Raw genomic sequence first — 25,127 nt, forward strand, 5'->3', positions numbered from 1 at the left:
CCCTCAAACCTAGCGAAATCACCGCACCGGGGGACTGGTGGTGGGTGCGATTGGTGCGTTCGGCGTCGGCGCGGCCGGCAATCCTTCGCAACTCCATTGGCCGGGACGTTCAACCGACGCAATGGCGTATCCCACGCGCGGCAGCACTTCGCGGGCCCCCAACGCCACGCCCCAAATGGTCACCAGCAGCGATGCGACGTGGGCCAGTCCCAGACGGTGGCGCCATGAACCCACGGCGCTCCATACGCCAAGCAGGGCCACACCACCGGTGGCGGCAGTGAATCCCACCAGGGGCAAACCACAACGGGCCGGCCACGGCCAATACATGAGCCCTGCCGCCGCGGCCACGGCAAGGCTCACCTTGAGCCACGCCAACCAGGTGCCCCCCTCGGCGGGCGACGCCGCCCGCGACGGTGCCGCCGGAGCGGCCGCCTTCCCGGCCGGTGCCCGGCCGGCTGCCCCCGGAGGCGCCTGCAGCGCCTTGCGATCGGCCAGCAACTGCTCGTCCGAAACGGACGCCAGCTGTTTGTCGATCTTCGCCATCTCGGCTTCCCAATTGCGATCGCTCATCGAACCGTCGATAGAGGGTCAGGCGTGATTTCTCTCGTCAAACCATAACGCTCGATCTTCTTGTAGAGATTCGACCGCGGCATATCGAGCGCACGCGCCGTTTCCGACACGTTCCAGTCGAACGCCCGAAGCTTGGCCACCAGAAATGCGCGCTCGGCAGACTGCTTGAACTCTTCGAACGTGACGCAGTCCACCAGGTTGCCCAGGCCCGTGGGCTCGGCCGTACGGCGCCCGACCAAACGGTCGACGTCTGCCGCGCCAATAGTGGCCGCGTTGGCCAGGATCACCAGCCGCTCAATGGTGTTGCGCAGCTCGCGCACGTTCCCGGGCCAGTCCAGTTCCGACAGCCGACGCAGCGCGTCATCGGTGATATCACGCGCCGGCAATCCATCGCGCGCCGCAAACTGGCGCAGGAAGTGAATGACCAACTGTTCGATATCTTCACGCCGCTCACGCAGCGGCGGCACGGTGATGGGCACCACGTTCAGGCGATAGTACAAGTCCTCGCGAAATCGCCCCGCGGCGATTTCCGCTTCGACATCCTTGTTGGTGGCGGCCAACACGCGCACGTCCACCTGAACGGGCTTGTTGCCGCCAATGCGCGTCACGACACCGTCCTGCAGCACGCGCAATACCTTTGCCTGGGCGGCCAGCGACATGTCGCCGATTTCGTCAAGGAACAGCGTGCCATGGTCGGCCTGCTCAAACTTGCCGGCGCGATCACTGATGGCGCCCGTGAACGAGCCTTTCATATGGCCGAACAGCTCGCTCTCGATGAGCTCCGACGGAATGGCGGCGCAATTCACCTCGACAAACGGTTTCTTGGCCCGCGGCGATCCGCGATGAATGGCCCGCGCCACCAGCTCCTTGCCGGTGCCATTCTCGCCGGTGATCAGCACCCGTGCGGGCGTTCCCGCCACCTTTTCAATGCGTTCCAGCAGCGCGCGAATGACGTAGGTGCGACCGACAATCTCGTAGCGTGATTCGATGGTCTGTCGCAGCCGCTCGTTCTCATCGCTCAGCAGCCGATGCTCGAACGCATTGCGCAGCAGCACCAGCACGCGATCGGTGTCGAGCGGCTTTTCGAGGATGTCGTAGGCGCCAAGCTGCGTGGCTTCCACGGCCGTCTGGATGGTGGCATGCCCGCTGATCATCACCACCAGGGCGTTGCCGTCAATCTGCCGGATGCGCTTGAGCACCTCGAGTCCGTCCAGCCCCGCCATCTTGACGTCGAGAAATACCAGATGCGGCTTGAATTTCTCGTACTCGCCGATGCCCTCCGTGCCGCCGGATGCCGAGCGAACCTCGTAGCCCTCATACTCGAGGAGCTGGCTGAGGGCCTGGCGAATGCCCTTTTCATCGTCAACAACGAGAATGCGACGTGCGCTCATGGATTCGGAACGGCCTTGTAGAGGGTCAGTCGCCCGTTCGCGATTCGCAAATCGGCAACGGTTCGCGGCAACGGAAGGGCCAGCGCGTTGTCGGCAAGCCCTGCAGCACGGGGCCCGCGTCGGATCGCGCCAATGAATGTGGGAATCAGTCTGGGCGGCACATTGATGCCCTTGAGGCGCAGCGCGTCCACGCGAAACTGGGCGAACCCTGGACGCAGCGGCTCGATGGTGCCGGCGAACTGCACGGAATCCCGCCCAGACAGGGCCGTACCCAACAGTCGCCCAAGGGTGCCGTCGCCGGCAATCTCGGTGACGTCAATGGCGGCGCGCACCAATAGTTGGTCGCCCTCCAGTGCCACCTGCAGATTCGATGCCGATTTCGGCAGTTGGGACGGCAGCTCGCTGGACAGCAGCGCCGCGAGGTCTCCCGCGCCTAGTGTGACAAACGCAGGGCCATCACGCGCGCCCAGCGCTGCGGCCACTTTGGTACTGCTGTTGCGGGGCCCTGACGGTTCGATGGTGGCCCAGGTGATGGCCCGTTCCGGATTGATCGCTGAGTCCCGTCGCGACGACGGCGTGCCTGTGCTGCGGCCACCGGTGGCTTCGCTGACCTTGTCCACCGCCTTTCCCGCCGCACGCGACAGCTCGGACGGCAGACGATCGCCGTAGAGCCAGTATCCGACGGCGCCGGCGCCCACGACTACGACCAGACATCCGATGCGGGAGAGACAGCCCATGTCGCGGCGTTCGGGATAGAGTTTTGGTCGACACCTCACAACAGCGTCGCCAATCGCTGACGGACGTCGTCGATGACCGGCGCTGGTACGGAACATACGCGCCAGTGGGCTGGAAGCGGTACGTCGAAGGGATACCCCTTTGCCCAAGAAGTGATCGGGCCGGTCGCGGAACGCGCCCGGCCATACGTCGACGGCACATCATGAGGCCTCAGCAATGGCGGCCGCGTCCGCATCGACCGCCGGCCGAAAGCGCAGGGCTTCCGCGATGTGGTCGCGCGAGACCGCATCGACGTCGTCGAGGTCGGCAATGGTGCGCGACACCCGCAGCACGCGATGATAGGCGCGGGCTGACAGCGCCAGCTTGTCGGCCGCGCGGACCAGCATGGCGCGGGCGTCACTATCCAGCCGAGCGACGGGGGCCAGCAGGCGTGTGGGCGCCGACGCGTTGGTGATGGCGCTACGGTCGACGGTCGACGCACCGAGCCGAGTGAGGGCATAGCGTTGTTGCTGTCGCCGTCGGGCATGGAGGACCCGCTGTCGCACAATGGTGGAGCGTTCGGCCGGTTGATGGGTGGCCAACGCTTCCGGGGGCACGCGTTGCACCGTCACGTGCAAATCGATGCGATCGGCCAGCGGCCCCGACAGGCGTGAGCGATGGCGATCGATGTCGGCCACCGAGCATCGGCAGTGGCGGTCACTGCTGCCGGCGTAGCCGCACGGACACGGATTGCTGGCGGCCACCAACGAGAAGCGCGATGGGAAACGCAAGGCCTGCGCGGCGCGTGCCACCACCACCACACCATCCTCCAACGGTTGTCGCAGGGCCTCCAGCGTGCTGCGCGGAAACAGCGACAGCTCGTCAAGAAACAAGACGCCGCGATGGGCCAAACTCACTTCCCCGGGGCGTGGCCATCCGCCGCCGCCAACCAGTCCAGCGGTGGAAATCGAATGATGCGGGGCGCGAAAAGGGCGCACGGCGTGCAGCATGTCGCCAGCACGCACATCACGCAGCAGTCCGGCCACCGAATGAATGGCCATCACTTCCAGCACTTCGTCGTCATCGAGCGGTGGCAGGATGCCGGGGAGTCGGCGCGCGAGCATGGTTTTCCCCGCGCCGGGCGGTCCCACCAACAGCAGGTTGTGGGCTCCCGCGGCGGCAATTTCCAGGGCGCGTACGGCCATGTCCTGACCAACGACATCGCCCAGATCCGGTACGTCGTCGGGTGGTCCGGCCACGTCGCGTGATCGCGAGGCGGGTTGCATGGATCCCTCGCGCAACGCCGCCACTACATCGCTCAAGGTGCGCGGCGCGGCGGCGCGCGCGTTGGGTACGCGCAACGCCTCAGCCAGATTGTCCGGCGGCACGATGAGCAGTGCGCTGCTGGTCGCGGACACATGCCGCGCCACAGCCAGCACACCGCGCACCGCGCGCAGTTGACCATCAAGACCCAATTCACCAATCGCGCACACGCCCTGCAATGCGTCCACTGGCAGCTGCCCACTGGCCGCCAACAGCGCGAGGGCGATGGGCAAATCGTACGCTGTGCCCGTTTTGGGTATGTCGGCAGGCTGGAGATTGACCGTGATCCGCCTGGGCGGAATGGTAAACCCCGAGTTGGCCAGAGCCGCTCCGACGCGGTCTCGGCTCTCCTTCACCGCCGTCGCGGCCAAACCGACAAGCGTCCACTGTGGTAGCCCGTTGGCTACATGCACCTCGATGGTGATATCGAGGGCGTCGATGCCGAGGACGGCGGCGGAGTGAGCGGCGGCGAGCATGGGGCCAGTGTAACGCCGCTGGTATCGAGATTCTTCACCGATTTGTTGCGGCGCGGTGTTCCGCACCGCACGGTGTCCAACGCACTCGGCGCGTCGGTGCAATCAGCTCTTCAGTAGCTGCGCTCCGTCCACGCGACCAAGGGTACGGTCGAATGATCCCAGCGGCAGGTGTCCCGCTTTGCGCGCGATCTCGACGATAAGGCAGTCGGAAAACCCGATGGCGGGCCTGCGGCGGAGTTGCGCCAACGCCAACGCCACCACGTCTGGATCCTGCAGCGCCAGGGCCTCGTGTTCGAGCAGCATGGCGATGGCGTCTGCAATCTGTAGTGCGGTTCTGGCGTACACGGATGCCAGCACCCACGTGGTTTCCACCAACACCACGTGCGAGATCCACGCGCCCTTGGCGATGAAAAGCTCCGCCGCCGCTGTCTGTTTCACTTCATCGCGCGTCAGCAGCCGGACGAGCACGTTGGTGTCAACGGCGCGCATGGCGGCGGGCGAGGTCGCGTCGGATCCCCTCCTTCAAGTCCTGAAGGCTATGGGCGGCCGCCACGCCGTCGGGGAACAGCGTCGCGTGCACGTCGGCCGACGAGTGCTTTTGGCTGCGACGCACCACGATGTGCTCACCGTCGGCCTCCCATTCAAGGACCGATCCAGGTGACAATCCGAGACGCCTCCGCACTTCCGCGGGCACCGACACCTGACCCTGCGAGGTGAGGCGGGATTGGGCGAGTTTCATGATGAACATTACCATAGTAATGTATATCTGGAAAGGGCGAGAAACGATGGAGCGGGCGCAGGCATTGGGGTCACCGTAACACCGACGCGCGAAACCGTCGTCACCGATTTCCCGCCGGGGGACCCGCCACGATGCGTCGGAATCGCCTTACGGCGTACCAACCATCGCATGCCGCACCACCCGCCCCGCCTTCACGCCCGTCGTCTTGCCACCCTGCACCGCCACCTTGCCATTCACGATCACTGTTTCAATGCCCACCGGATACTGATGTGGCTCGGCGAATGTGGACTGATCTTTCACCGTGCGCGCGTCGAACACCACCACGTCGGCCATCGCGCCAACCCGCAACACGCCGCGATCGGTCAGGCCGAGTCGCTGTGCCGGCATCCCCGTCATCTTGTGGATGGCGGTTTCCAGCGGCATGAGGTGCTGCACGCGCACGTACTCGCCCAGCACCCGCGGGAATGTGCCGTAGGCGCGTGGATGCGGATGGCCGTCGCCCGGCTGTGACAGGCGGCCATCGCTGGCGATCATGGTTTGCGGATGCACCATGATGCGCCGCACGTCGCCTTCGTCGAGCACATGGTAGATGGCGTTTGCGCCGCCCTTCTGCATGGCCTCGATCACCAGCAGTGCCCCGTTGGCCGGCGTGGGTGACAGGTTGCGGCGCGTGGCCCAGTCCTTGAGCGTCTTCCCCTCAAGGGTTGTGTCCCACGACACGCGCGAAAATTGCACACGCGCCAGATCGCCACCACCGCGATCGTTCATGATGTTGTCCACGATGCCGCGCACCATGCTGTCTTTCAGCACGGGATTGGCCAGACGCTTCGTGAATTCGGCGTCGCCACCGGCCATCGCCCACGACGGCACCAGCACGCCAATGCCCGTATGCGTCGCCGTGTACGGATACTGGTCCATCATCACGTCGGTGCCGGCTTTACGCGCGCTGTCCACCATCGCCAGCGTCACCACACTCTTGCCCCACATCAGCTGTCCCACCGCTTTGTGGTGTGTGAGCACCACGGGAATCTTCGCGCGCCGGCCGATCTCCATCGCTTCACCCACACCATCCAGCAAACCACGGCCTTCCTTGCGCAGATGTGACGTGTAGATGCCGCCGGCCTGCGCGGCCACCGTGGCCAGCGCCACCACTTCGTCAACGTTCGAGTACGTGCCGGGGAGATACAGGAGCCCGGTGCTCAATCCGAACGCCCCGTCGCGCATGCCTTGCCGCACGAGTTGCTGCATGCTGGCCAGTTGCGCCGCCGTGGGCGCCTTGTCGGACATCCCCATCACCGTGCGCCGCACATCGTTGTGGCCCACGAGATACGCGACATTGATGCCCACCGTGGCCATCTGCACGGAATCGAGATACGGGGCCAATGGCAACGGCGATCCACCATCCGGACCACCGAGCGCCAAGGTGACACCCTGCCGCAGCGCACTCTCGGCCAACGGCAATTGCAGCAACGGCTCGAGATGCGCATGCAGGTCGATGAATCCCGGCGTGACCATGCGGCCCGCCGCATTGATCACGGTGGTGGCACGCGAACGCGCGATCGACGCCGCCATCACCACGATGCGATCGCCGCGAATGCCGATATCAAGGCGCTGCGGCGTACGTCCCGTACCATCGATCACCAGGCCGCCGGCGATGAGCACGTCGACGCGCGACGTATCGGCGACCCGTTGCGCAGTCACCGGTCGCGTCGCCACAGCCGTCAGGCACGCGCCAAGGATGATGGCGCGCAGCGCCACGTGCCGGCGCCAATGGACTCGGGGCTGGCGCATGGCGGTTATTGCAGCGTCTTGAGTTCCACGTCGAACACCAGCGTGGCGTTGCCGGGAATTGGGCCGCTGCCGTTGGCACCGTACCCCAGCGCCGATCCCATGATGATGCGACGCTTGCCACCTACTTTCATGCCCACGATACCCTGGTCCCAGCCCGCGATCACCTGTCCGGCGCCCAGTGTGAACGTGAAGTTCTGACTGCCCACATTGGAATCGAACTTGGTGCCGTTGGCCAGCCACCCGGTATACACCATGCCCAGTACGCGGCCGGTGACCGCTTCCGCACCGGTGCCAACCGTCAGGTCCTGCACATACAGCACGGCGCTCTTCTTGGTCATCGCCGTCAGGTCGACTCCCAGCGCCGCCGCAAACGTGTCGGTGGCCGGGTCCGACGGCGTGCCGACGACGCCGGAGCCTGGCGACAGCGACTCACTGCAGGCCGCGACCGCCGAACAGGCCAGCACAGACAGCGCGCGAACGAAAGAACGGATGGAGGTAGGGATCATGGTTGCCAAGGGGTCGGTCGTGGTCGCCGGACGTCTCACCGGCGTTCAGGAAAATAGCGTGGTCTCGCAGAAATCCCTCCGGCCCCTCACCGCTCCACCCTCAGTCATACACAAGTCCGATTGCGGCCAGCCGGTGCGCCGGATACGCTGACAGGGTGAACACTGCTCTCGTGCCCGACCCGGCGTCCGATTCGCCGATGATGACCGCCACCGGCGAACTCCGGGCGGCGGCCCGGACGGGCTTTGTGCTCGAACTGGCCCGCGCCCTGCACCAGTACGGCACTCCCTCGCATCGTCTGGAAGCGGCGCTGTACACGGTGGCGACGCGGCTGGGGCTGACCGCTGAATTCTTCTCCACGCCCACCAGCATCATGGTGGGCTTCGGTGACCTGGTCGATCAACGCGTGCATTTGCTGCGCGTCGAACCCGGGGAGCCCAACCTGGGCCATCTCGCGCAAGTCAGCGACATCGTGCGCGATGTGGTGGACGGCACGGTGTCCCCCGCTGATGGACTGCAACGGCTCCACGTGCTCAAGGCGCAGCCACCTCGGTGGCCCGTCTGGCTGGTGCTGCTGGCGTTTGTGTTGTCGTCAGCCGCGGTAGCGTGCTTTCTCCGCGTGAAAGTCGGCGACGTGGCGATCGCATCGGTGCTCGGACTGATTACCGGCGCCATCGCGCTGGGAACGTCCACGTCGGTCACGTGGCGCCCGGTGACGGAGCCCGTGGCGGCGTTTGTGGTGACGACGTTGGCGCTGGCGCTGGACGTGTATGCGCGAACAGGCACGGGCTACGCCACCTCGCTCGCCGGCCTGATTGTGTTGCTCCCCGGGCTCACATTGACCGTGGCCCTCACCGAACTCTCCACCCGTCATCTGTCGTCAGGGACCGCGCGCTTGAGCGGTGCCATCGTGGTCTTCCTTGGACTCGGCTTTGGTCTGGCGCTTGGCGCCAGGCTCGGTGGACAGATCGGCCTGGAGTTGCGCGACGTACTGGGCAGCGACGGTGCCGCTTGGCTGTCGCGCGCGCCGCTTCCGCGGTGGACGGAATGGGTGGCCCTGATCGTCGCGCCCCTGGCCTTTACCGTACTGCTGAATGCGTCGGCGCGCGACGCCGGATGGATCGTGCTGGCCTGCGTCGGTGCGTACCTCACGTCGCGTTTTGTGGGTGCCAGCATGGGCGAGGTCTTCGCGGCCTTCCTCGGCGCGTTTGTGGTGAGCGCCGGCAGCAATGTCGTGGAGCGCGTGTTTCGGCGCACATCGATGGTGACCGCCGTGCCAGGTCTGTTGATACTCGTGCCCGGCTCCATCGGATTCCGGAGCATGACGTCACTGGTTGGCGACCAATATGACGTCGGCGTGGCCACCGCCTTTCGCGTGGGGCTTATCGGAATTTCACTGGCCGCTGGAATCCTTGCCGGCAATGTGGCCACCAGTGCCCTGCGCGAACGCGCATCCCGCGAACGCGCAGTGCGCAACCGCGCATCGCGGCGCGGCTGACGCTGGCCTACTGCGCGTTCGCGATCGCCCGTTCCCGCGATTCATCACGTCGAGCCACCGTGGCCCGATACGCCGGACGTCCCCACGCCAGGATCGCCAGCGTGAGCGACATGCCCACGACGGTGCACAGTGCCAATGACCAGCGCAGCGACGCGTCGTTGTGATAGACACGATCCGTCACAAGCGCTACCGCCGTCGGGCCAATGCCGCCGGCGAGGCCCACCATCAGTTGGAAGATGGCGCTCCCTTGGCCACGCATGCGCGAGGGCATCGCTTCGGCAATGGCCGCGTTGGCTGCGCCCCAGGGTAATGCGGCAAACAGATTCACCGGCACCAGCAGCGCTGCGGCCAGCGACGCCGACGGCACGATCGGATACAGTCCCGCGAAGACCATCATGCCGGCCGCCCCCAGCATGCCGACGCGCAACGGTGCATCAGCGATCCCGCGCCGGGCATAGCGATCGACCATCCATCCGCCCAGCAGCGTTCCCACCGGACCGATTCCCATGGTTAACGCGCCCTGCAGTGCGCCGGCCTGGGCCACCGACCATCCATGCGTGCGAACAAAGAATGCCTGCAACCACATGCCGATTCCCCAGTTCACGGAGGCCGAACAGGTGAATCCCACGCAGAGGGAAATCATCGTGCGCGCATTGCGGCGCAAATAGGCGATGACCTGACTCATGGGAACCTGTTCGGTGGCCCGTGCACCGGCGGCGCGCGTGGGCTCGCGCACCGTCAGCATGAGCAACGCCACGAGCAGCCCCGGCAACCCGATGATGAAAAACACCGTTTGCCACGGATGAATCGCACCGACGATCGGCATCGAGACAAAACCCGGCGCGTCAATGGCGCTCACAATCCACGCCCCCAGTGCGTACGACACACCGGAACCGAAGAACGTCCCCAGCATGTACACGCTCATCGCGGTACCGAGACGACCACGGGGAAATGCGTCGGCGATGATCGAGACAGCGGACGGTCCCAGTGTCGCCTCGCCGACGCCCACCCCAACGCGGGCCAGCAACAGTTGACCGTAGTTGCGGGTGATGCCGGTGATGGCGGTCAGGAAACTCCAGAGTGCCGCGCCGACGGCCACGATGTGCGTGCGTCGGCGACGATCCACCAGGCGACCGATGGCCAGCCCGAATACCGAGAACAACACGGCAAAACCGCAACCGCTCAGCAGGCTCACCTGCGTATCGGACAAACCCAGGTCGCGCTTCACCGGCTCGGCGAGCGATGCAAAGATCTGGCGGTCGATGGCGCCCGACACATTCGCCAGCGTCAGGATCGCGACGGCATACCACGCCTGCCCGGCGCTGAGACCGCCGCGGAAGCCGCGGTCCTCGACTTGGGGGTTGTCGCCGCTCCCGAATGCCGTATCTGTGGAGGCCATATGCGCATCAAGCTGACAGCCTGCACGCCATCGCGCACCCCATGCGCCGGAATTGGGTGAGCCCTGGTCGGCTGGCCTCGCGGTACGCCCCGGGAGAGATTGCGAGATGGTCATACCTCCCGCGCCCGGCGCGCCCGTTTCACCCCACGGGGCGGCAGGCGATGCTGTCGCGCTCACGGCCGAGCCGTTCGTCCCGTCAGGCGTGTTCGCATCGATCGAGATCGGCAGCATCACGGCCGAGCACGGTAACACGCGCGCGCCGATTGACGCGCATGGGCTGCACGAGGCTGAACGCGCGCTCGCCGAGTCGTTGCCGTCGCTGCTGAGTGCCGGTTTCGTGGCAGGACGACGGGCGTTGCGCGCGGCGCTGCAGCAGGTCGCGCCGAATGAGGTCATCGGGCCGTTGCTGCGTACCGCTCGTGGCGCGCCCACGCTCCCCTTTGGCCTCACCGGCTCAATCAGTCACAAACGCGCTCGGGCGATCGCCGTGGCCGCGCCGTCAGCGGGCACGGTGTTGGGTGTCGATCTGGAGGAGCGCCCGCTGGACGTGGACCTGACGCGTCCTTCGATTGCCACGCGCATCCTCACCGACATCGAGCGTGCACGGATTGAGGGACTCGACGCGCTCGCACATCGCGAAGCCACCCTGGTGCATTTTGCGCTCAAGGAAGCCGTTTACAAAGCAATCGATCCGTACGTGCAGCGGTACGTGCGGTTCACCGAGGTGGAACTCGAGATTGGCGCCCACGGAACCGCGCAGGTGAGGCTGTTGCTGCCCGAACCGATCATGCGTGATGTGCGCATCGATGCGCAGTGGCGATTCGACGGACGGTGGATCATCGCTCTGGCGCAGAGCCATCACCCACTGTAACACACCGTCACACGGCGACGGCCTCATGCCGCGCCACGCCGCCGCCCAGATGCCGCGTCACTCGCACCACGCGAAAACCGTTCTGCGACAACAGCGCGCTGCACTGTTGCCAACTCATGAAGTGATCGATGCTGCGCGCGATGTATCCATACACCACCGGATCGCGGTGCCACCACCAGCCCACGATGTTGCCGGCCACCTGCAGGTACGTCAGAAACAGCGCGCGCCACAGCGCCGGCTCGGGACGATAGAAATCCAGCAGCACGACCCGCCCGCCGGGGCGCAACACGCGGCGGATCTCACCAAGCGCCCGAGCGGCATCCGGCACATTGCGCACACCGTAACCAGCGGTGACCAGATCGATTGACGCATCGGGAAACGCCAGCGCCGTCATGTCACCCACCATGGTGCGTACCCGTGACGCGACGTCCGCATCGCGGGTAGCCAGCCGAGCATTCGCCATGTCGATCATCCGCGTCGAGGCATCGAGCGCCGTCACCTGCGCGGTCGGCAGCGCGCGAGCGATGCCCACGGCCAGATCGCCCGTCCCCGACGCCAGATCCAGCACCGTGCGGGTCGTTGTCTGCTGCGCCGCGGCGGCGATCGCTGCCCGCTTCCACCCCGCGTCCATGCCAAACGAAAACAGCCGGGTGAACGCGTCATAGCGTGGCGCAATCACATCAAACATCGGCGTCACGAAGGACTGCTTTCGGGCCGGATCGCGCAGGTGCGCCTCGAGATCCCGGTCTCCCAGCCTGGGAACCGGTGTCCGGTCGGCGTTCGGACCCGGATCTCCGGGTTTCGCAACGAGAGCCATCAGGCGATCTTTCCCGGATGATGTTTCTACAGCGTGTTCAGCGCACTCGACGCGGGGCCGTGAGCCTCGGCAGCCTCGGCTGGTTGCTGGTAGGCGTCGGCGGTACCGTGTTGTTCGCCAAGCACTCCAGCGACAGCCTGCAACCTGAGTCGCCCAATCTAGCCGTCAACGCAACGGTTGTTGCCGGCTCCGATACCGCGCCGCAGAAGGCCCCCACCGCCGAGCAGGCCATCGGTGCGCTCACGGTGCGAAATATTCGTGGCGCCGTGGTGCCCCTGGTCACCAAGGGTGAACCGGCGATCATCATGATCAGCTCGGTGACGTGCAGCTGGTGCAAGCGCACACTCAAGGACCTGGGCGAACTCTCGGCCGGTCGACCGCTGCCTCGCCTCAAGCTGCTGACACTGGAAGGCGCCGCGGGCGGTGTGCCGATGGTCTCCAAGGAACGCATCACCGGCGCGCAGCTCATCGGACCGATCGGCGGCAACGATCAGGTACTGATGACGTTCCGATTCCGTGGCACACCAACGTTTGTGGCCATCGATCGGAATGGTCGGGTGGTGGCCACGATGCCCGGCTATCCGATGCGTGAAGTGCTGAAGACGTGGTATGCGGTGATGGTAGGCGATAGCGACCTGCCGTAACGGTCGCGTCGCCGCCGCTACGGCGCGTGGTTGGCGAGTCGCGCCAGTCGACGACGATCGAGTGTCACCAGAATGGCGCACAGCGTGATCACCGTCGCCGACACCGCGCACCACTCGCAGAAACTCTTGAGCACGATGAACTCGCCATACTTGAGGCGAATCGTGAACAGCACGGCGGGCCAGATCATCAGTTGCATCAGCGTGTTCGGCCACTTCGCGTCTTCGAAGCGCGGCATCGTGCTCACCACGGCGGTCAGGAACAGCATGGTGTAGCCCACCGTGCCAATGAGCGCCACATCGACGCCCAGGAACCAGCCGTAACGGCTGCCCTGCACGTAGGCGCAGCCGCCGCCGCCACTGCAGGCCAATGTGCCGGTCAGTCCGAGCTTCCACAGATGCAGATACAGCGCGACGATCCCCGAGATGAGGCTCGCCATCGCGATGGCCATGCGCTTGGTCACGTGACTGGATTCGAAAGGGTGAGAGTGTTCAGGCCAATATACAGGGTCCGAGTCGGCTCACAGACCCTTGCCACCCTGCGCGCAGCCGGTACCTTCGCGCGTTATGGTCTCTCCCTCCCAAACGGCCGTTGAGGCCACCCGCGCGCTGGCGGCTCGGCGCTGGCGTATCGCCGCGATGCTGACCGTCTGCATGGTCTGCGTCTACTTCGGGTTCATCGCGCTGGTGGCGTATAAGCGGGACCTGCTGGCCACCCTGCTTCATGAGGGGCTGTCGCTGGGCATCCTGCTTGGCGCCCTGGTGATTGTGGCCGCGTGGTCGCTCACCTACGTGTACGTGTCGTGGGCCAATCGCGTCTATGATCCGGCCCTCGCAGCGCTCCGCGTACATCACGACGCTGACGACGCCACCGCGGCCGCCACGAGGGGCCAGTGATGTCGCAGGCCACTGCTCTGGGTTCGCCCGATCGGGTCGCCATCGCCTTCTTCGGCGGCTTCATCGCGCTGACGCTGGCCATCACCTACTGGGCGGCACGTCGCACCAGCACCACCGAGCACTTCTACGCCGCTGGTCGCACGGTTACGGCGGGCCAGAACGGCTTTGCGTTGGCCGGTGACTACATGAGTGCCGCGTCGTTTCTGGGAATTGCCGGATTGGTTTCGACCAGTGGCTTTGATGGCCTCATCTACTCCACTGGCTGGCTGGTGGGCTGGCCGGTGGTGCTGTTCCTCATCGCCGAACCGCTGCGCAATCTGGGGCGATACACGTTCGCCGATGTCGTCGCCGCGCGCCTCAATCCGGTGCCGGTCCGCATCGCGGCCGCCTGCGGCACACTTGCCACCATAGCGTTCTATCTCATTGCGCAAATGGTGGGGGCGGGCGGGCTGATTCGACTGCTGTTCGGCATTCCCTACGAAACGGCAGTCGTCATCGTTGGCGTGGCGATGATGGCCTACGTGCTGTTCGGCGGGATGCTGGCCACCACGTGGGTGCAGATCGTGAAGGCGTTTCTCCTGTTGGGCGGCGCGGCGACGCTCGCCATGCTGGTGCTCTCCCGATTTGGGTTCGATCCGCGAGTGCTTTTCGCCGCGGCGGCCGCCAAGTACGGCGCCGGCGTGTTGGCCCCTGGCAAACTCGTGTCAAATCCGCTGGATGCGATTTCGCTGGGACTTGCCCTGATGTTCGGCACGGCGGGACTGCCGCACATTCTCATGCGCTTCTACACGGTGCCCGATGCGCGCGCCGCGCGCAAATCCGTGTTCATCGCCACGGGACTCATTGGGGTCTTCTACCTGATGACGTTCATCCTCGGATTCGGTGCCATGGTGCTGGTCGGACCCGACGCCATCAAGGGGGTCGATGCCGGTGGCAATATGGCCGCACCAATGCTGGCCGAATTGCTCGGCGGCCGTCCGTTTCTGGGTTTCATTGCCGCGGTCGCGTTTGCCACCATTCTGGCGGTGGTCGCCGGCCTTGCCCTCTCTGGCGCGGCCACCATTTCGCACGATCTGTGGGCCAGTGTGGTGCGCAAGGGACACCCGAAGCCCGGCGAGGAACTGCGCGTCGCACGCGTGGCAACGATTGTGTTGGCGGGCATCGCGATCATCCTTGGCGTGGCCTTCAAGGGACAGAATGTCGCCTTCATGGTTGGTCTCGCGTTCGCCATTGCGGCCAGCGCCAATTTTCCGGCCCTTGTGCTGAGCATTTTCTGGCGCCGCACCAGCACGGCCGGTGCCGCCACCAGCATGGCAGTTGGCGCCCTGTCCACGCTGACGCTCATCGCGCTGTCGCCCGCCGTGCAGATCGACCTGCTCCACCACACGTCGGCGATCTTCCCGCTCAAGAATCCTGCACTGGTCACCATTCCTCTGTCCTTCCTGACCGGGATTGTGGTGTCATTGGTCAAGCCGGACGCGGATGGCCCAGCCAGATACGCGGCGATGGAGCGGCGTCTGCTGCTGGGCGCAGACTGACAGTCTGAGCCCTCGCCTCCCGGCAGCTTTTGCCGAGCGGCGAGGAAACCTGGTGGCGGGAGCAGACTCTGGTTCGGCCCCATCAAATAACGTGTAACCGATTTATTCACAATGCATTACGCGACATTTTGACATTCTATTTCGGGGCCCGCAGGAGCCACCGAAACGAATGGCACGTCAGTTGCTTTTCAAGCTCCCGACATTCGCCGGCGCAGCGACTGTCGTTCACGCAGAGCCGATGTCGGCTGCCCGCGGTCCTCGCAATGCGCCAACCCTCACTTGGTTATGCTCGATCGTCTCGCCACGCGCGCCCTGTTCTGGAGCGCGCTTGCGATCTTCGCTGCCGTCGGCGGACTCCTGTCCGTGGGCGCCGATTATCCGTCGGCGTTGTCCGCGCTTGGCGTGACGATTCCTGCAGTGCAGACGGGCGGAATACTGCCTTCATTCGCCGACGCCGCGCCGTTCCTTTCACTGGCAGCTTTCGCTATCGCCATCGCCGGCTGGCGCCTGCTGCACCGCGCCGCCACGCCGCTTGCCAGCGGACATGGCCATAAGGACGCGCACGATCGTGTGCGCCAGTTGCAGATCGCGATGCACAGCAACGCGGAGGGCGTGTTCCTCCTCGGCGCAATTCGCGACGCCTCGGGAGCCATTGGCGACTTTGAAATCCGCGACGTGAATCCCAGTGGCACAAAGATGATTCGCGCCGGGCAGGTCGACCTCGTGGGACGTCGACTCCGTCGGGACTTCCCCGCCGCATGGCACGAGGGCGTCTTTGACCGTTACGTCGAGGCGGTTGCCTCGCACACGCCGCTCATGGAGGAGGTGCGCGTCAATCGGCGGCAGTTTGCCGGCGGGTGGTTGTATCACCAGGCCGTACCAACCGGCGATGGCGTGGCGGTCACGCTGCGCGACATCTCGCAGCGCAAGCGCGAGGAGATCCGACTGCGCCGAGCATCGCTCACCGACGACCTCACCCGCCTGTACAACCGACGGGGGTTCCTCACGCTGGCCGACCAGCAACTCCGCATTGCCCGTCGACAGGACAAGGATGCGGTCCTCATGTATGTCGACATGGACGAGTTCAAAGAACTCAACGACCAGTACGGGCATGCCGAAGGTGACCGAGCCCTGGCGGCCGTGGGACGCCTGCTCCGTCGGTCGGTTCGCGACTGCGATGTGGTCGCCCGTCTGGGAGGCGACGAGTTCACCATCATGGCGCTCGACGCCGATCGCGCATCGGCCCGCATTATTCAGCGACGCATCGAAGAGCGCGTCGCGCTCCTGAACGCGTCGCAGGAGCTGGCCGCGCCGTTGTCGCTCACCATTGGTCACACGCGAGTGCGACCGTCCGATCACGCGCCGCTCACCGAACTGCTGGCGCGGGCGGATGCCCTGCTGTACGCGCGAAAGAAGCGCCGCAAGCTCACCGCAGCGGTCGCGGCGCATACCGCATCACGCGGTCGCCCGCGCGCGGTGCCCGATCGTGGGCCTGTCGCCGCCCCGGCATTCGTGGTGCCACCGGACGTTGCCGCCATTGCGCGCGCCACGGCGGTGGCCGCCGCCGCGCGCATTCCGTCATCGACTGGGTCCACTGGCTACGCGCCCACTCGCGTGGCCTAGTTCAATCGGGGTTGCGAGTTCACCAGTCAGAAGACGGCGCGGATTCTCCATCCTCCGGCGCCCCTTCGATCAGTCGCCGCCACCACGGACGCACGTCTTCGGCGCGACGCAGCGTGCGCACCAGTTGACGCCACGCGATACGCATTTCGATGGCGTCGCCAAATCGGTCCTCCACGCGCGGAGCCAGACCGCGACGAAACCAGTCCGCCAACGCTTCGGCAAACCCGTCCGCCAGCAGGCGTGCCGGGAGCGTGTCCGAAAGCTGCTGCGCCAGGATGGCCTCGCCGGTGCCTTCGCCAAACGGCGGCTTCCCGGTGAGTACGAAGTACACAATGCTGGCCAGCGCATAGCAGTCGGTGGCCGGCCCCTGCGCCTCGCCAAGCAATTGCTCGGGCGCGGCGAACGATGGCGTCCCCGATGAACCCGCACGTTCGTCACCGAGCGCGTAGGCGATACCGAAATCCCCGATGCGCCAGCGTCGATAGCGATCGATGAGGATGTTTTCCGGCTTGAGATCGCGATGAATGATGCCACTCGAATGCGCGGCGATCAGCGCTTCGAGCACTTCATCGACCGGCTGCGCGATCTCTTCGATTGGACGCGGACCATTGCGGGCAATCAGGCTGGCCACCGAGCCGCCTTCAGCCAGTTCCATGGTGTACCAGGCCACGTCGCCACGACTGTCGCTGTCATAGATAGGCACGATGGCCGGGTGGGCCAACTGCGCCGCCAGCCGTGCTTCGCGCCGGAAGCGCGCGACCGCCACGTCGTCCTTGGCAATGTGCGGATGCAGCACCTTGATGGCCACCTCGCGCGACAATGACAGGTCGCGCGCACGCCACACACTGCCGAACATCCCGCGACCCAAGGGAGCGAGAATCTCGTAGTCGTCGCCGGTCGCCCACCGAAGGCGCGCTTCCGGCGAGTCCAGCGCCGGTGGCAGTTCGGTCCCTTCGGGCGCGATATACACCGGGCGTACGGAAACATGCCGATCCATATCGCGCAGCAAGGCGGTGATGGACGGGTAGCGTTCGGCCGGATCCACCAGCAGCGCGCGCTCAACCACCGCAGCCAGCGCCTGCGGGCAATCGGCACGCAACAGCGAGAGGGGCGGCGCACCACTCTGTGGCGGCGTTTCACCCGTGAGCATGGTGAAGAGCATGGCGGCCAGTTGCCATTGGTCCGAAAAGGCCGTGGGATGCCACAGCCCGTCCGTCCATTCCGGCGGCGTGGCACTGTGCGCCGAGTCCGGACGCAGGGCGTGCGGCAACTGCTCTTTGGGCAACACCCACTCCCACCCCATCAGCCACAGACGTCCGCCCGGTGTCAGCCAAACAGTGTCAGCCGAGATCGCCCCGTGCGCGACACCGGTATCATGCAGGTACGCCAGCGTGCTTCCCGCTTCGCGCAGCACTTGCATTGCGAACGGAATTTCCTCCGGACCAAGACGGCTAACCCGAGAGCGGACGGTTTCGCCGCTGATCCAGCGCCGCAGATATCCCGGCCCGCGACGACTTTCCTGGTACGACGCCCAGTAGTGGTACGTCGTGGGTACCGAAGGATGACTGCGATGGGCCAGCGCACGCGCTTCTCGCTGCAGCCATTCACCGTGTTCGGGATCGGGCGCACTGACCAATGACAACGAGCGACCCAGGGCGTCGACCAGTTCCTGGTAGTGCCGATGTTGCCGAAACAACCCTTCGCTTCCCCACGCCCATCCGGGCGGAAGGATCCATGACGCCAGGTGCGGTGGCGGCATGGGGGTTTCGCGATGGGCTTCCAGGGGGGAATCCGAAGACATTCTGAACTTTAACAGGGTGATCGAAGAGATTTGCGGTCGCGTGGGTCTCAGGCCTGGCGAAGCAGCACATGGACCACGGTGCCCACCCCGACCGTGCTCTCCACCGCAATGCGGCCCCCCCAGCCTTCGATAAGTCGGCGGCTGATGGCCAGGCCAAGACCGCTCCCGCTGGTGCGCGTGGAGAAATGCGGCTCGAACACCTGCGGCAGGACCTCGGAGGGAATGCCCTGCCCGTCATCCGTCACGTCAATGGCCACACCGTCGGCAACGACCTCGATCCTGACGGTGACCCGCCGAGACTGCGCGAGTCGCGCATTCTCCAGCAGATTGAGCACCACTTCCTTGAGCTCGTCGTACTGCCCGTACACCATGATGGGGTGAGGGCCAGACGCCTCGTTCAGCGTCCATTGCACCTCGCTGTCCCCCAGTTGCTCCAGCGCCATCACATCGTGCACCACAGCGCGAATGTCGACGGCAATGGCGGGCTCCCGCTGATCAGGCGCCATGCCATACCGACTGAAGGCGCGCGCGATTTCGTCCAGGTGATCGATCTCGGCGAGAATGCGAGTCACGTTCGAGTCGAGAATCGTGCCGAAGTCGCCGCGCCCGTCGCGATACGCGCGCCGCAGATGCTGCACGCCCAGACGAATCGGGGTCAGCGGATTCTTGATTTCGTGCGCCACCTGCCTGGCCATCTCCCCCCACGCCAGCACGCGCTGCGCCGAGGCGAGTTCGGTGATGTCATCCACCGTGAGCACCGCACCCGCCGGTAGCCTGGTCAACCGTCCACGCAATTGGCGACCGGACACGAACTGATCGAACGCTTCGTCATCGGCGTCGCTGGCCAGGAACGCCAGACACTGGTTGGCCAGCAAGGCCAGCGCGAGTGGCAGTTCCGCGATGGACGCATACGGTTGGCGAAGCGGAGCCTGCAACAGCTGTTCGGCGCGTGGATTGGCAATCAGAATCGCGCCATCGGTGCGCATGGCCACCACGCCGCTGGCGACGTGCTGCAACACGGCAGCCGTTCGACGTTGCGCGGCTTCGAGTGCCGCGCGACTGGTGGAAAGATCCTCCGACATGCGTTCGAACGCGCGATACACTGGTGCAAACTCCGCCGCGGGTGCACTGCCCAGCGCCGGCGCCTCACGCCCGGCCGCGATGGCCAGCGCGGCCTCACGCAGCGTCCCGACCGGTCGCGAGAGCGTGCGCGCGGCAATGCCGCTGGACCACACCGCCGCCAAGGCACCCAGCGCGGCTGTGAACAACAGCAGGATGCCCAGATCCTCGCGTCGCGCGTCGAGGGCGAACTCATCGCCGCGTGCCGGTGTGACCACCACCGATTCATCGGGGCCCGAGGCGACCCGACGAAAGCCCACCAGCGCCTGGGTCGCGCCGACCGGAATGCGTCGGGTGGTGAAGATGTCGTCGGCACCGAAATCCGAATCATCCAACGAGACCGGCAACAGCCGACCCAGGGGCGCCAGGGCCTGCAACAACGTGTCGCTGGAGGCGTCGAGTTGGGCGGCGTGATACAGGAAGATCGGTGACCCGACGCTGGCGGCGGTCGCCGCCAGATCGCGACGCGTAACGTCACTGGCCGCCGTGCGCAGTGCTTCACGCACCAGCAGTTCGCGTGCGGCCCGATCGTCATCCTGCAATCGGTACCAGGCGTTGCCGGCAAACAGCGCGGCCGGAGCGACGAAGAATGCCAACAGCGTCGCACTGAGTCGTACGCGATATGAACGTCGCACGCGCGCGCGGCGCACGCGCAGCCACCGCCCGAATGCGCCGTCGGCGGTCGCGCTCGCCCCCCACAGCAGCAGCACGACGGCCACATCCAGCAGCACGAGCAGCGCCCCGCGCGGCAACAGCGCGTCGAGGCCTCGCAAGTCCACCTCGACATGCACCAGTCGAGACTCACCGCCACCGGTGGCGACGCCATCGCCATGCATCACATCGCCGCGACGCCGCCACTGCAATGTGCGCACGGCGACGTCGTCGGACGGGGCGGCGGCCAGCGTCAGACGATACGGCGGTTCGCCGGAAGGTGTGCTGGCAATGCCGGTCAACGCCGCCAGCGGATCCATCGGCAGCAGACGGGTGCGCGGTGGCACCGCAATCGTCGTCACGCTCCCGTCGGCCGTCGGCACCGCCGCGATCAGCATCGTGGTCGGTCCGTCTTCCACGGCACGGATTTCGATGGCGCGACTGTTGCGCGCCATGGCCGCGATGCTCACCTGCGCACCGATGGAATCCGCCACCGGCGCCAGACGGAGATCGATGGCCGGAACCCCCGGCGTCAGCGTGTCCCAGCGCGCGAGTCGCGCCGGATATCCCGCTTGCGCAAGCTCACTGGCGGCGTAGCGTCGCAGCAGCGCTTCACTACTGTTCACGTTGCCGCGATCGGTTGACAGGGCGGACGCAAATCGTTCGAGCAACCGGAAGGCATTGTCGTCCACGGCAGACAACCGCGCGAGATCATACTGGGCGAGGTTCATGCGCGCGCGCACGGTCGCGCCCCACGTCAACGTCACGGCGCCGGCGCCGGCGATCACGGCGGCGCCAGTCACGAGCGCGACGCCGCGTCGCGTCAACGCCAGGGCCCCGATGGCGACCCCCCACAGCACGGGATACCACCCCGGCCACGCTCCCGGCGCGCGCCAGAGCATCGGTGCCAGGACGGCCGCCACAATCGCCAGGGACGGGGCCGTCATCGGCGGCAACCCGCGGCGATTCCCCAATATCGTCCGACCGGCCGCCGCCCCCGCCTGCAGAATGGATGCGCCGGCGAGGGCGATCGCCAGTTGCCAGGCCAACCACAGCACCACGCTCACGCCATTGGCGGGCAGCGCGATGCCCCGTGCGAGATCGCGCAACACGAATGGTCCGAGCGTCGCGCTGATCAACACCAATGCGCTGGCCAGCACGCGCGAACTGGTCAGTCGCACCACGCGCCCGCTCCGCAGCGCGAGGAACAGCAGGGCCAGTCCGAGGGCGGTGGTGAACAGCAAGGATGCCACGTTCGCCGTCCACGGCCCGCCCATCGCGGCGTAGTAACTCGAGGCGTCAAACAACGGTGACACGTTTGACAGCGCGCTCAGTGGCGCGACGGCGATCGCCAGCAACAGGACCATCGCCATTGCCAGGCGGTGCACCGTGCGGGCCGGACGTCGCCAGCCGGTGATCAGGATGAGCAGCACGGCGAGCACCAGCGGCACAGCCATTCGTGCGCGGGCGCGCTGCAACAGCGCCAATCGTGTTTCGCCCTCGGTGCGGGCGAGGGCGCGGACACGCGCCAATCGTCGCGTCCCATCGGGCACCACAATCACGGTGGTACCTTCCTCCACGCGGGACGAGTCGGGCGATTCCACAATGGTGCGCGCCACATCCGACGCGCGATCCGAGGACTGCGTGAGCGCGCGCGCGAATCGATCGGCCGGTGGGATAGCGGAGATGAGCGCCACGGCCACAACCTGCAGCGCGCCATCCGGGGTGGTGGCGCGTGCCACCAGCGACGAGTAGAACGATCCATCGATCAGCTGAATGCCGCGGGGGCCGGTTGGCGACACGATTGTTCGCGTTTGTCCGGTGCGCGCCACCAGTCGCGAACCGCGAAACACGAGCAGCGCCGATTCGATGGTGGCATCAAGTGGGGGGGACAAGAGGCCGCCGGCTGACGTCCCGGAGGCCACCAGTCGCGCGAGAAGCGACTCATCAGCGGCCACACGATCCGCGGCATCGGTCAGTCGTCGGGCCACTGTCGTCAGGGCATCAGCAACGCGCGTCGCCCGGGTCTCGCGTTCGACTTTCGACCACTCGGCCCAGTCGCGCGACGCGGTCTGCAAGGTCAGCGTATCGCGGATGGCCAGCGACACCGCCATGGCCAACAGCAGGATGGCACCGACCGCCCAGATGCGCGGATGCCGCAGAGTTCGGGTCCACACCCCCGCTGCCGTCGTGGCCACCGCGGCGATGGCCAGCGTCGTCCAACCGGGGCTTCGCTGCCACGCGGCGAGCGTCAGGACGGCCACAGAGACACTGGCCACCCAAGCCAGCGGCCAATGATCCACGCGGTCAAGCGGCGACCATTCGCTGGCTGGTGGTTCAGGGTCCGCGGTCTGGGCAGTCATGGTCCCCACAATACCCCGCGTGGACGGCGAAGGCGAAGGGGCCAGCGGACTTCGGTTATCTTTTCATGATGCCCCCGACCCCCTGCTTCGGTCTCGCCTGCCTCCCGATCCTCTCCTGGATCGCGGTCGGCGTTCTGCCGTCGACTCGGCCTTCTACATGGCTGGCGCCCGTCCTGCCGCTTGCCGGGCAGCAGTCCGAGCGACTGGACGTCGGGAGTTTCACCCTGTTCATCAACGGGCAGCGGGCCGGTCGCGAGCAGTTCTCCATGCAACGCGTCGCCGCCGCCGACGGACCAACGCTGGAATTGCGGGCCGAGTCGGCCATTGGTGACCGACGCGCCGCAGTCCGTCTGGAAACCGATTCGGTCGGCACCCCCTTTCGATACTCCGTGGAAGAGCGGACCGGGGCCACCGTGACCCTGCGGCTGGGCGGGCAGCGTGTGCGAGGGCGATTTGCCACCTTGGCGCGAGGGACCAGTGGCGAGGCGGCTCGCGAGTATCTCCTCGCGCCGGGCGCCCTCGTGCTTGAGGACGATGGGGTGCTGCAATACGCCCTGCTGGTGCGGCGCGGACCGCTCGCGATCCACGACTCCATCATCATCCCGGTGCTTACACCTATTGCGAATCGCCAGGGAACGGTGCGCCTGACGTTGCTGGACGCCAGCGATACTGTGGTCATCGCCGGCTCACGCCGGGTGGCGCAGCGTTGGCAAGCAACCACCAGCCTCGGCGAGGCCCGCTTTATTTGGGCGGATGCCGAGGGACGATTACTGCGTGTCCAAATCCCCTCGCGAGGCTTCAACGCCTTGCGCGACGATGTGCCACGATAAGTGGCCAGCGGCTTGAAACCGTCCCAACAACAAGATCGTACGGCCCCCTGTCCATGACCTCCTCTCGCCCCGTACTCATGCGTATTCACGCCCTCGCGATCGCGCTGGCTTCCTGTGTTGGCATTCTGGCCACTGCGCCCCTGCAAGCGCAGGCCGCTCCCACTGCGGGCGGTGTGCTGACGCTCGCTGACGCCATAGCCCTGGCACGCAAGAACAACCCGACATTCCAGAACTCGGTGACCGCGCGGCAGAACGCGGCCGCTCAGGTGCGGGCCGCCAACGGCGCGTTCCTGCCCAACGTCAACACGAGCTTTGGTGCCGGCTATCGTGAAGGCCGCCAGCAGTTCTTCGGCGGCCAGGCATTCGGTGCCACCAACGACCAGCTGACCAGCGACGTCAGCGGATCGGCCTCGATGAACCTGTCCATGGCGAGTCTGCAGGATCGACGGGCCGCGAAGGCCGGACAGGAAGCCACCGAAGCGGATATTGCGGCGGCCGAACAACGGGTGAAGAACGACGTCACCACACAGTATCTGACGGCATTGCAGGCGCAGGCCCGCGCGGCGCTGCAGGACACGCTGGTGGCCACCACGGCCGTCCAGCTGCAACTGGCGCAGGCGCGACTGCAGGTTGGTTCGGGTACGCAACTCGATGTGCAGCGGGCCGAAGTGGCCAACGGACAGCAGCGCGTGGCCGCGCTCAACCAGCGGAATCAGGCTGCCATCGAGATTGTGCGACTGTTCCAGCAGATCGGTATCGACCCCGTGGCCGGCGCCACGCTCGATCCCAACTTGCCGGCCACACCGGCGCTGGACATGGCCTCCATCCTCGAGCGGGCCCGCAAGTCCAATCCGCAGATCGAAGCGCTGCGGGCCCGCGAAGAGGTGGCCGCGCGCAATGTCGCGTCGGCGCGTAGCGCGTATTTCCCCTCGCTGTCGTTGAACGCCAGCTTGTCGGCGTTTACCAATCGGTACACCAACACCGGCCTGCTGATTTCACAGGGGCAAGCCAGTGCGCTATCGTCGAAATCCAGCTGCATCCGCTCGGAAGAAGTGCGCGCCGCCGTGGGACTGGCCAACAATCTCACGGCTTGCAACGCCATCGCCTTCACGCCGGCCTCCGAACAGGCCATTCGCGATGGCCAGTCCAAGTACCCGTTCGATTTCACGCGCAACCCGTACAGCCTGTCCGCCTCGTTCTCACTGCCCATTTTCAACGGGTTCCGGCGAGAACAGCAGATCGAGCAGGCCGGCGTGTCACGCCGCAATGCACAGAACGACCTGCGCGGACAGGAGCTGCGCGTCGTGGCAGATGTCACCGCCGCATTCATGACGCTGACCGCGGCCCAGCAAACCGTGACGCTGCAGGAGCAAAATGTGCGCACGGCCCGGACGGCACTGGCGCTGGCCTCCGAGCGTTACAGAGTGGGGCTGGCCAGCATTGTCGACCTGCAGCAGGCGCGTGGCGACTACGAGCGCGCGGAAACCGATCGCATCACCGCTGTCTACGATGTTCAACGGGCGTTCACGACGCTCGAAGCGGCCGTGGGCCGTCCTCTTCGTTAACCGGAA

General features: G+C 66.0%; 21 protein-coding genes. 8 read left to right on the forward strand and 13 right to left on the reverse strand.

What is annotated here, in order from left to right:
- Positions 1–18 precede the first annotated feature (18 nt).
- From IPP90_11610 to IPP90_11645, 8 genes are all read right to left on the reverse strand, one after another.
- Positions 19–570 carry a hypothetical protein gene (locus IPP90_11610; GenBank protein MBL0171359.1) on the reverse strand — a complete coding sequence of 184 codons (552 nt, stop codon included), beginning with the start codon at positions 568–570 and terminating at the stop codon, positions 19–21.
- The gene (locus tag IPP90_11615; protein MBL0171360.1) at positions 567–1,961 is read right to left on the reverse strand and encodes a sigma-54-dependent Fis family transcriptional regulator; all 1,395 of its coding nucleotides are present in this window, start codon (positions 1,959–1,961) and stop codon (positions 567–569) included. Before IPP90_11615 ends, IPP90_11610 begins: the two co-directional genes overlap by 4 nt.
- The gene (locus IPP90_11620; protein ID MBL0171361.1) at positions 1,958–2,698 is read right to left on the reverse strand and encodes a hypothetical protein; all 741 of its coding nucleotides are present in this window, start codon (positions 2,696–2,698) and stop codon (positions 1,958–1,960) included. Before IPP90_11620 ends, IPP90_11615 begins: the two co-directional genes overlap by 4 nt.
- Positions 2,699–2,896: 198 nt before the next feature.
- Entirely contained in the window at positions 2,897–4,474 is a 1,578-nt protein-coding gene (locus IPP90_11625) for a YifB family Mg chelatase-like AAA ATPase (GenBank protein MBL0171362.1), read from the reverse strand.
- A gap of 102 nt (positions 4,475–4,576) precedes the next feature.
- Positions 4,577–4,963: a type II toxin-antitoxin system VapC family toxin gene (locus IPP90_11630; GenBank protein ID MBL0171363.1), complete on the reverse strand. Its 387-nt coding sequence runs from the start codon at positions 4,961–4,963 to the stop codon at positions 4,577–4,579.
- Complete coding sequence (locus IPP90_11635) at positions 4,950–5,213, reverse strand: AbrB/MazE/SpoVT family DNA-binding domain-containing protein (GenBank protein MBL0171364.1); 264 nt, start codon at positions 5,211–5,213, stop codon at positions 4,950–4,952. Before IPP90_11635 ends, IPP90_11630 begins: the two co-directional genes overlap by 14 nt.
- A 147-nt stretch (positions 5,214–5,360) precedes the next feature.
- Entirely contained in the window at positions 5,361–7,004 is a 1,644-nt protein-coding gene (locus IPP90_11640) for a D-aminoacylase (protein ID MBL0171365.1), read from the reverse strand.
- Between the two features lie 5 nt (positions 7,005–7,009).
- Positions 7,010–7,510, reverse strand: a complete 501-nt coding sequence (locus IPP90_11645) for an FKBP-type peptidyl-prolyl cis-trans isomerase (GenBank protein MBL0171366.1) — start codon at positions 7,508–7,510, stop codon at positions 7,010–7,012.
- A gap of 155 nt (positions 7,511–7,665) precedes the next feature.
- On the opposite strand from IPP90_11645, the gene IPP90_11650 reads away from it, so the two are divergent.
- Positions 7,666–9,006: a threonine/serine exporter family protein gene (locus IPP90_11650; protein ID MBL0171367.1), complete on the forward strand. Its 1,341-nt coding sequence runs from the start codon at positions 7,666–7,668 to the stop codon at positions 9,004–9,006.
- A 7-nt stretch (positions 9,007–9,013) separates the two neighbouring features.
- Here IPP90_11650 and IPP90_11655 read toward each other — a convergent pair whose 3' ends face one another.
- Positions 9,014–10,405: an MFS transporter gene (locus IPP90_11655; GenBank protein ID MBL0171368.1), complete on the reverse strand. Its 1,392-nt coding sequence runs from the start codon at positions 10,403–10,405 to the stop codon at positions 9,014–9,016.
- Positions 10,406–10,511: 106 nt separating this feature from the next.
- On the opposite strand from IPP90_11655, the gene IPP90_11660 reads away from it, so the two are divergent.
- On the forward strand, positions 10,512–11,276 hold the full coding sequence (locus tag IPP90_11660) for a 4'-phosphopantetheinyl transferase superfamily protein (GenBank protein MBL0171369.1): 765 nt from the start codon (positions 10,512–10,514) through the stop codon (positions 11,274–11,276).
- A 7-nt stretch (positions 11,277–11,283) separates the two neighbouring features.
- On the opposite strand, the gene IPP90_11665 is transcribed toward IPP90_11660, so the two are convergent.
- Positions 11,284–12,093, reverse strand: a complete 810-nt coding sequence (locus IPP90_11665; protein ID MBL0171370.1) for a ubiquinone/menaquinone biosynthesis methyltransferase — start codon at positions 12,091–12,093, stop codon at positions 11,284–11,286.
- A 59-nt stretch (positions 12,094–12,152) separates the two neighbouring features.
- On the opposite strand from IPP90_11665, the gene IPP90_11670 reads away from it, so the two are divergent.
- The gene (locus tag IPP90_11670; GenBank protein MBL0171371.1) at positions 12,153–12,737 is read left to right on the forward strand and encodes a hypothetical protein; all 585 of its coding nucleotides are present in this window, start codon (positions 12,153–12,155) and stop codon (positions 12,735–12,737) included.
- Positions 12,738–12,754: 17 nt separating this feature from the next.
- Here the strand turns inward: IPP90_11670 and IPP90_11675 are convergent, their stop codons facing one another.
- On the reverse strand, positions 12,755–13,198 hold the full coding sequence (locus IPP90_11675; protein MBL0171372.1) for a vitamin K epoxide reductase family protein: 444 nt from the start codon (positions 13,196–13,198) through the stop codon (positions 12,755–12,757).
- Positions 13,199–13,301: 103 nt separating this feature from the next.
- On the opposite strand from IPP90_11675, the gene IPP90_11680 reads away from it, so the two are divergent.
- The 3 genes from IPP90_11680 to IPP90_11690 all read left to right on the forward strand — a co-directional run bounded on the left by IPP90_11680 (position 13,302) and on the right by IPP90_11690 (position 16,792).
- Positions 13,302–13,631, forward strand: coding sequence for a DUF485 domain-containing protein (locus tag IPP90_11680; GenBank protein ID MBL0171373.1), 330 nt, complete (start codon positions 13,302–13,304; stop codon positions 13,629–13,631).
- Complete coding sequence (gene actP / locus IPP90_11685) at positions 13,631–15,169, forward strand: cation/acetate symporter ActP (protein MBL0171374.1); 1,539 nt, start codon at positions 13,631–13,633, stop codon at positions 15,167–15,169. The genes IPP90_11680 and actP overlap by 1 nt, the downstream gene beginning before the upstream one ends.
- A 285-nt stretch (positions 15,170–15,454) precedes the next feature.
- Complete coding sequence (locus IPP90_11690) at positions 15,455–16,792, forward strand: diguanylate cyclase (protein MBL0171375.1); 1,338 nt, start codon at positions 15,455–15,457, stop codon at positions 16,790–16,792.
- 19 nt (positions 16,793–16,811) lie between these two features.
- On the opposite strand, the gene IPP90_11695 is transcribed toward IPP90_11690, so the two are convergent.
- Positions 16,812–18,551 (reverse strand): protein kinase, encoded by a 1,740-nt coding sequence (locus IPP90_11695; GenBank protein ID MBL0171376.1) that lies wholly within the window; start codon positions 18,549–18,551, stop codon positions 16,812–16,814.
- An 89-nt stretch (positions 18,552–18,640) separates the two neighbouring features.
- Positions 18,641–22,726, reverse strand: coding sequence for a HAMP domain-containing protein (locus IPP90_11700; protein MBL0171377.1), 4,086 nt, complete (start codon positions 22,724–22,726; stop codon positions 18,641–18,643).
- Between the two features lie 68 nt (positions 22,727–22,794).
- Here IPP90_11700 and IPP90_11705 point away from each other — a divergent pair, with 68 nt between their 5' ends.
- Positions 22,795–23,556, forward strand: coding sequence for a hypothetical protein (locus IPP90_11705; protein MBL0171378.1), 762 nt, complete (start codon positions 22,795–22,797; stop codon positions 23,554–23,556).
- Between the two features lie 53 nt (positions 23,557–23,609).
- Positions 23,610–25,121: a TolC family protein gene (locus IPP90_11710; protein ID MBL0171379.1), complete on the forward strand. Its 1,512-nt coding sequence runs from the start codon at positions 23,610–23,612 to the stop codon at positions 25,119–25,121.
- Positions 25,122–25,127: the final 6 nt, after the last annotated feature.

This window comes from Gemmatimonadaceae bacterium (genome assembly GCA_016720905.1).
Lineage (GTDB): Bacteria > Gemmatimonadota > Gemmatimonadetes > Gemmatimonadales > Gemmatimonadaceae > Gemmatimonas.

Bases quoted from the DNA above. Each gene is read 5' to 3' on its own strand.
- IPP90_11610 (MBL0171359.1), bottom strand. From the start codon at position 570: ATGAGCGATCGCAATTGGGAAGCCGAGATGGCGAAGATCGACAAACAG.
- IPP90_11615 (MBL0171360.1), bottom strand. From the start codon at position 1,961: ATGAGCGCACGTCGCATTCTCGTTGTTGACGATGAAAAGGGCATTCGC.
- IPP90_11620 (MBL0171361.1), bottom strand. From the start codon at position 2,698: ATGGGCTGTCTCTCCCGCATCGGATGTCTGGTCGTAGTCGTGGGCGCC.
- IPP90_11625 (MBL0171362.1), bottom strand. From the start codon at position 4,474: ATGCTCGCCGCCGCTCACTCCGCCGCCGTCCTCGGCATCGACGCCCTC.
- IPP90_11630 (MBL0171363.1), bottom strand. From the start codon at position 4,963: ATGCGCGCCGTTGACACCAACGTGCTCGTCCGGCTGCTGACGCGCGAT.
- IPP90_11635 (MBL0171364.1), bottom strand. From the start codon at position 5,213: ATGAAACTCGCCCAATCCCGCCTCACCTCGCAGGGTCAGGTGTCGGTG.
- IPP90_11640 (MBL0171365.1), bottom strand. From the start codon at position 7,004: ATGCGCCAGCCCCGAGTCCATTGGCGCCGGCACGTGGCGCTGCGCGCC.
- IPP90_11645 (MBL0171366.1), bottom strand. From the start codon at position 7,510: ATGATCCCTACCTCCATCCGTTCTTTCGTTCGCGCGCTGTCTGTGCTG.
- IPP90_11655 (MBL0171368.1), bottom strand. From the start codon at position 10,405: ATGGCCTCCACAGATACGGCATTCGGGAGCGGCGACAACCCCCAAGTC.
- IPP90_11660 (MBL0171369.1), top strand. From the start codon at position 10,512: ATGGTCATACCTCCCGCGCCCGGCGCGCCCGTTTCACCCCACGGGGCG.
- IPP90_11665 (MBL0171370.1), bottom strand. From the start codon at position 12,093: ATGGCTCTCGTTGCGAAACCCGGAGATCCGGGTCCGAACGCCGACCGG.
- IPP90_11680 (MBL0171373.1), top strand. From the start codon at position 13,302: ATGGTCTCTCCCTCCCAAACGGCCGTTGAGGCCACCCGCGCGCTGGCG.
- actP (MBL0171374.1), top strand. From the start codon at position 13,631: ATGTCGCAGGCCACTGCTCTGGGTTCGCCCGATCGGGTCGCCATCGCC.
- IPP90_11690 (MBL0171375.1), top strand. From the start codon at position 15,455: ATGCTCGATCGTCTCGCCACGCGCGCCCTGTTCTGGAGCGCGCTTGCG.
- IPP90_11695 (MBL0171376.1), bottom strand. From the start codon at position 18,551: ATGCCGCCACCGCACCTGGCGTCATGGATCCTTCCGCCCGGATGGGCG.
- IPP90_11700 (MBL0171377.1), bottom strand. From the start codon at position 22,726: ATGACTGCCCAGACCGCGGACCCTGAACCACCAGCCAGCGAATGGTCG.
- IPP90_11705 (MBL0171378.1), top strand. From the start codon at position 22,795: ATGCCCCCGACCCCCTGCTTCGGTCTCGCCTGCCTCCCGATCCTCTCC.
- IPP90_11710 (MBL0171379.1), top strand. From the start codon at position 23,610: ATGACCTCCTCTCGCCCCGTACTCATGCGTATTCACGCCCTCGCGATC.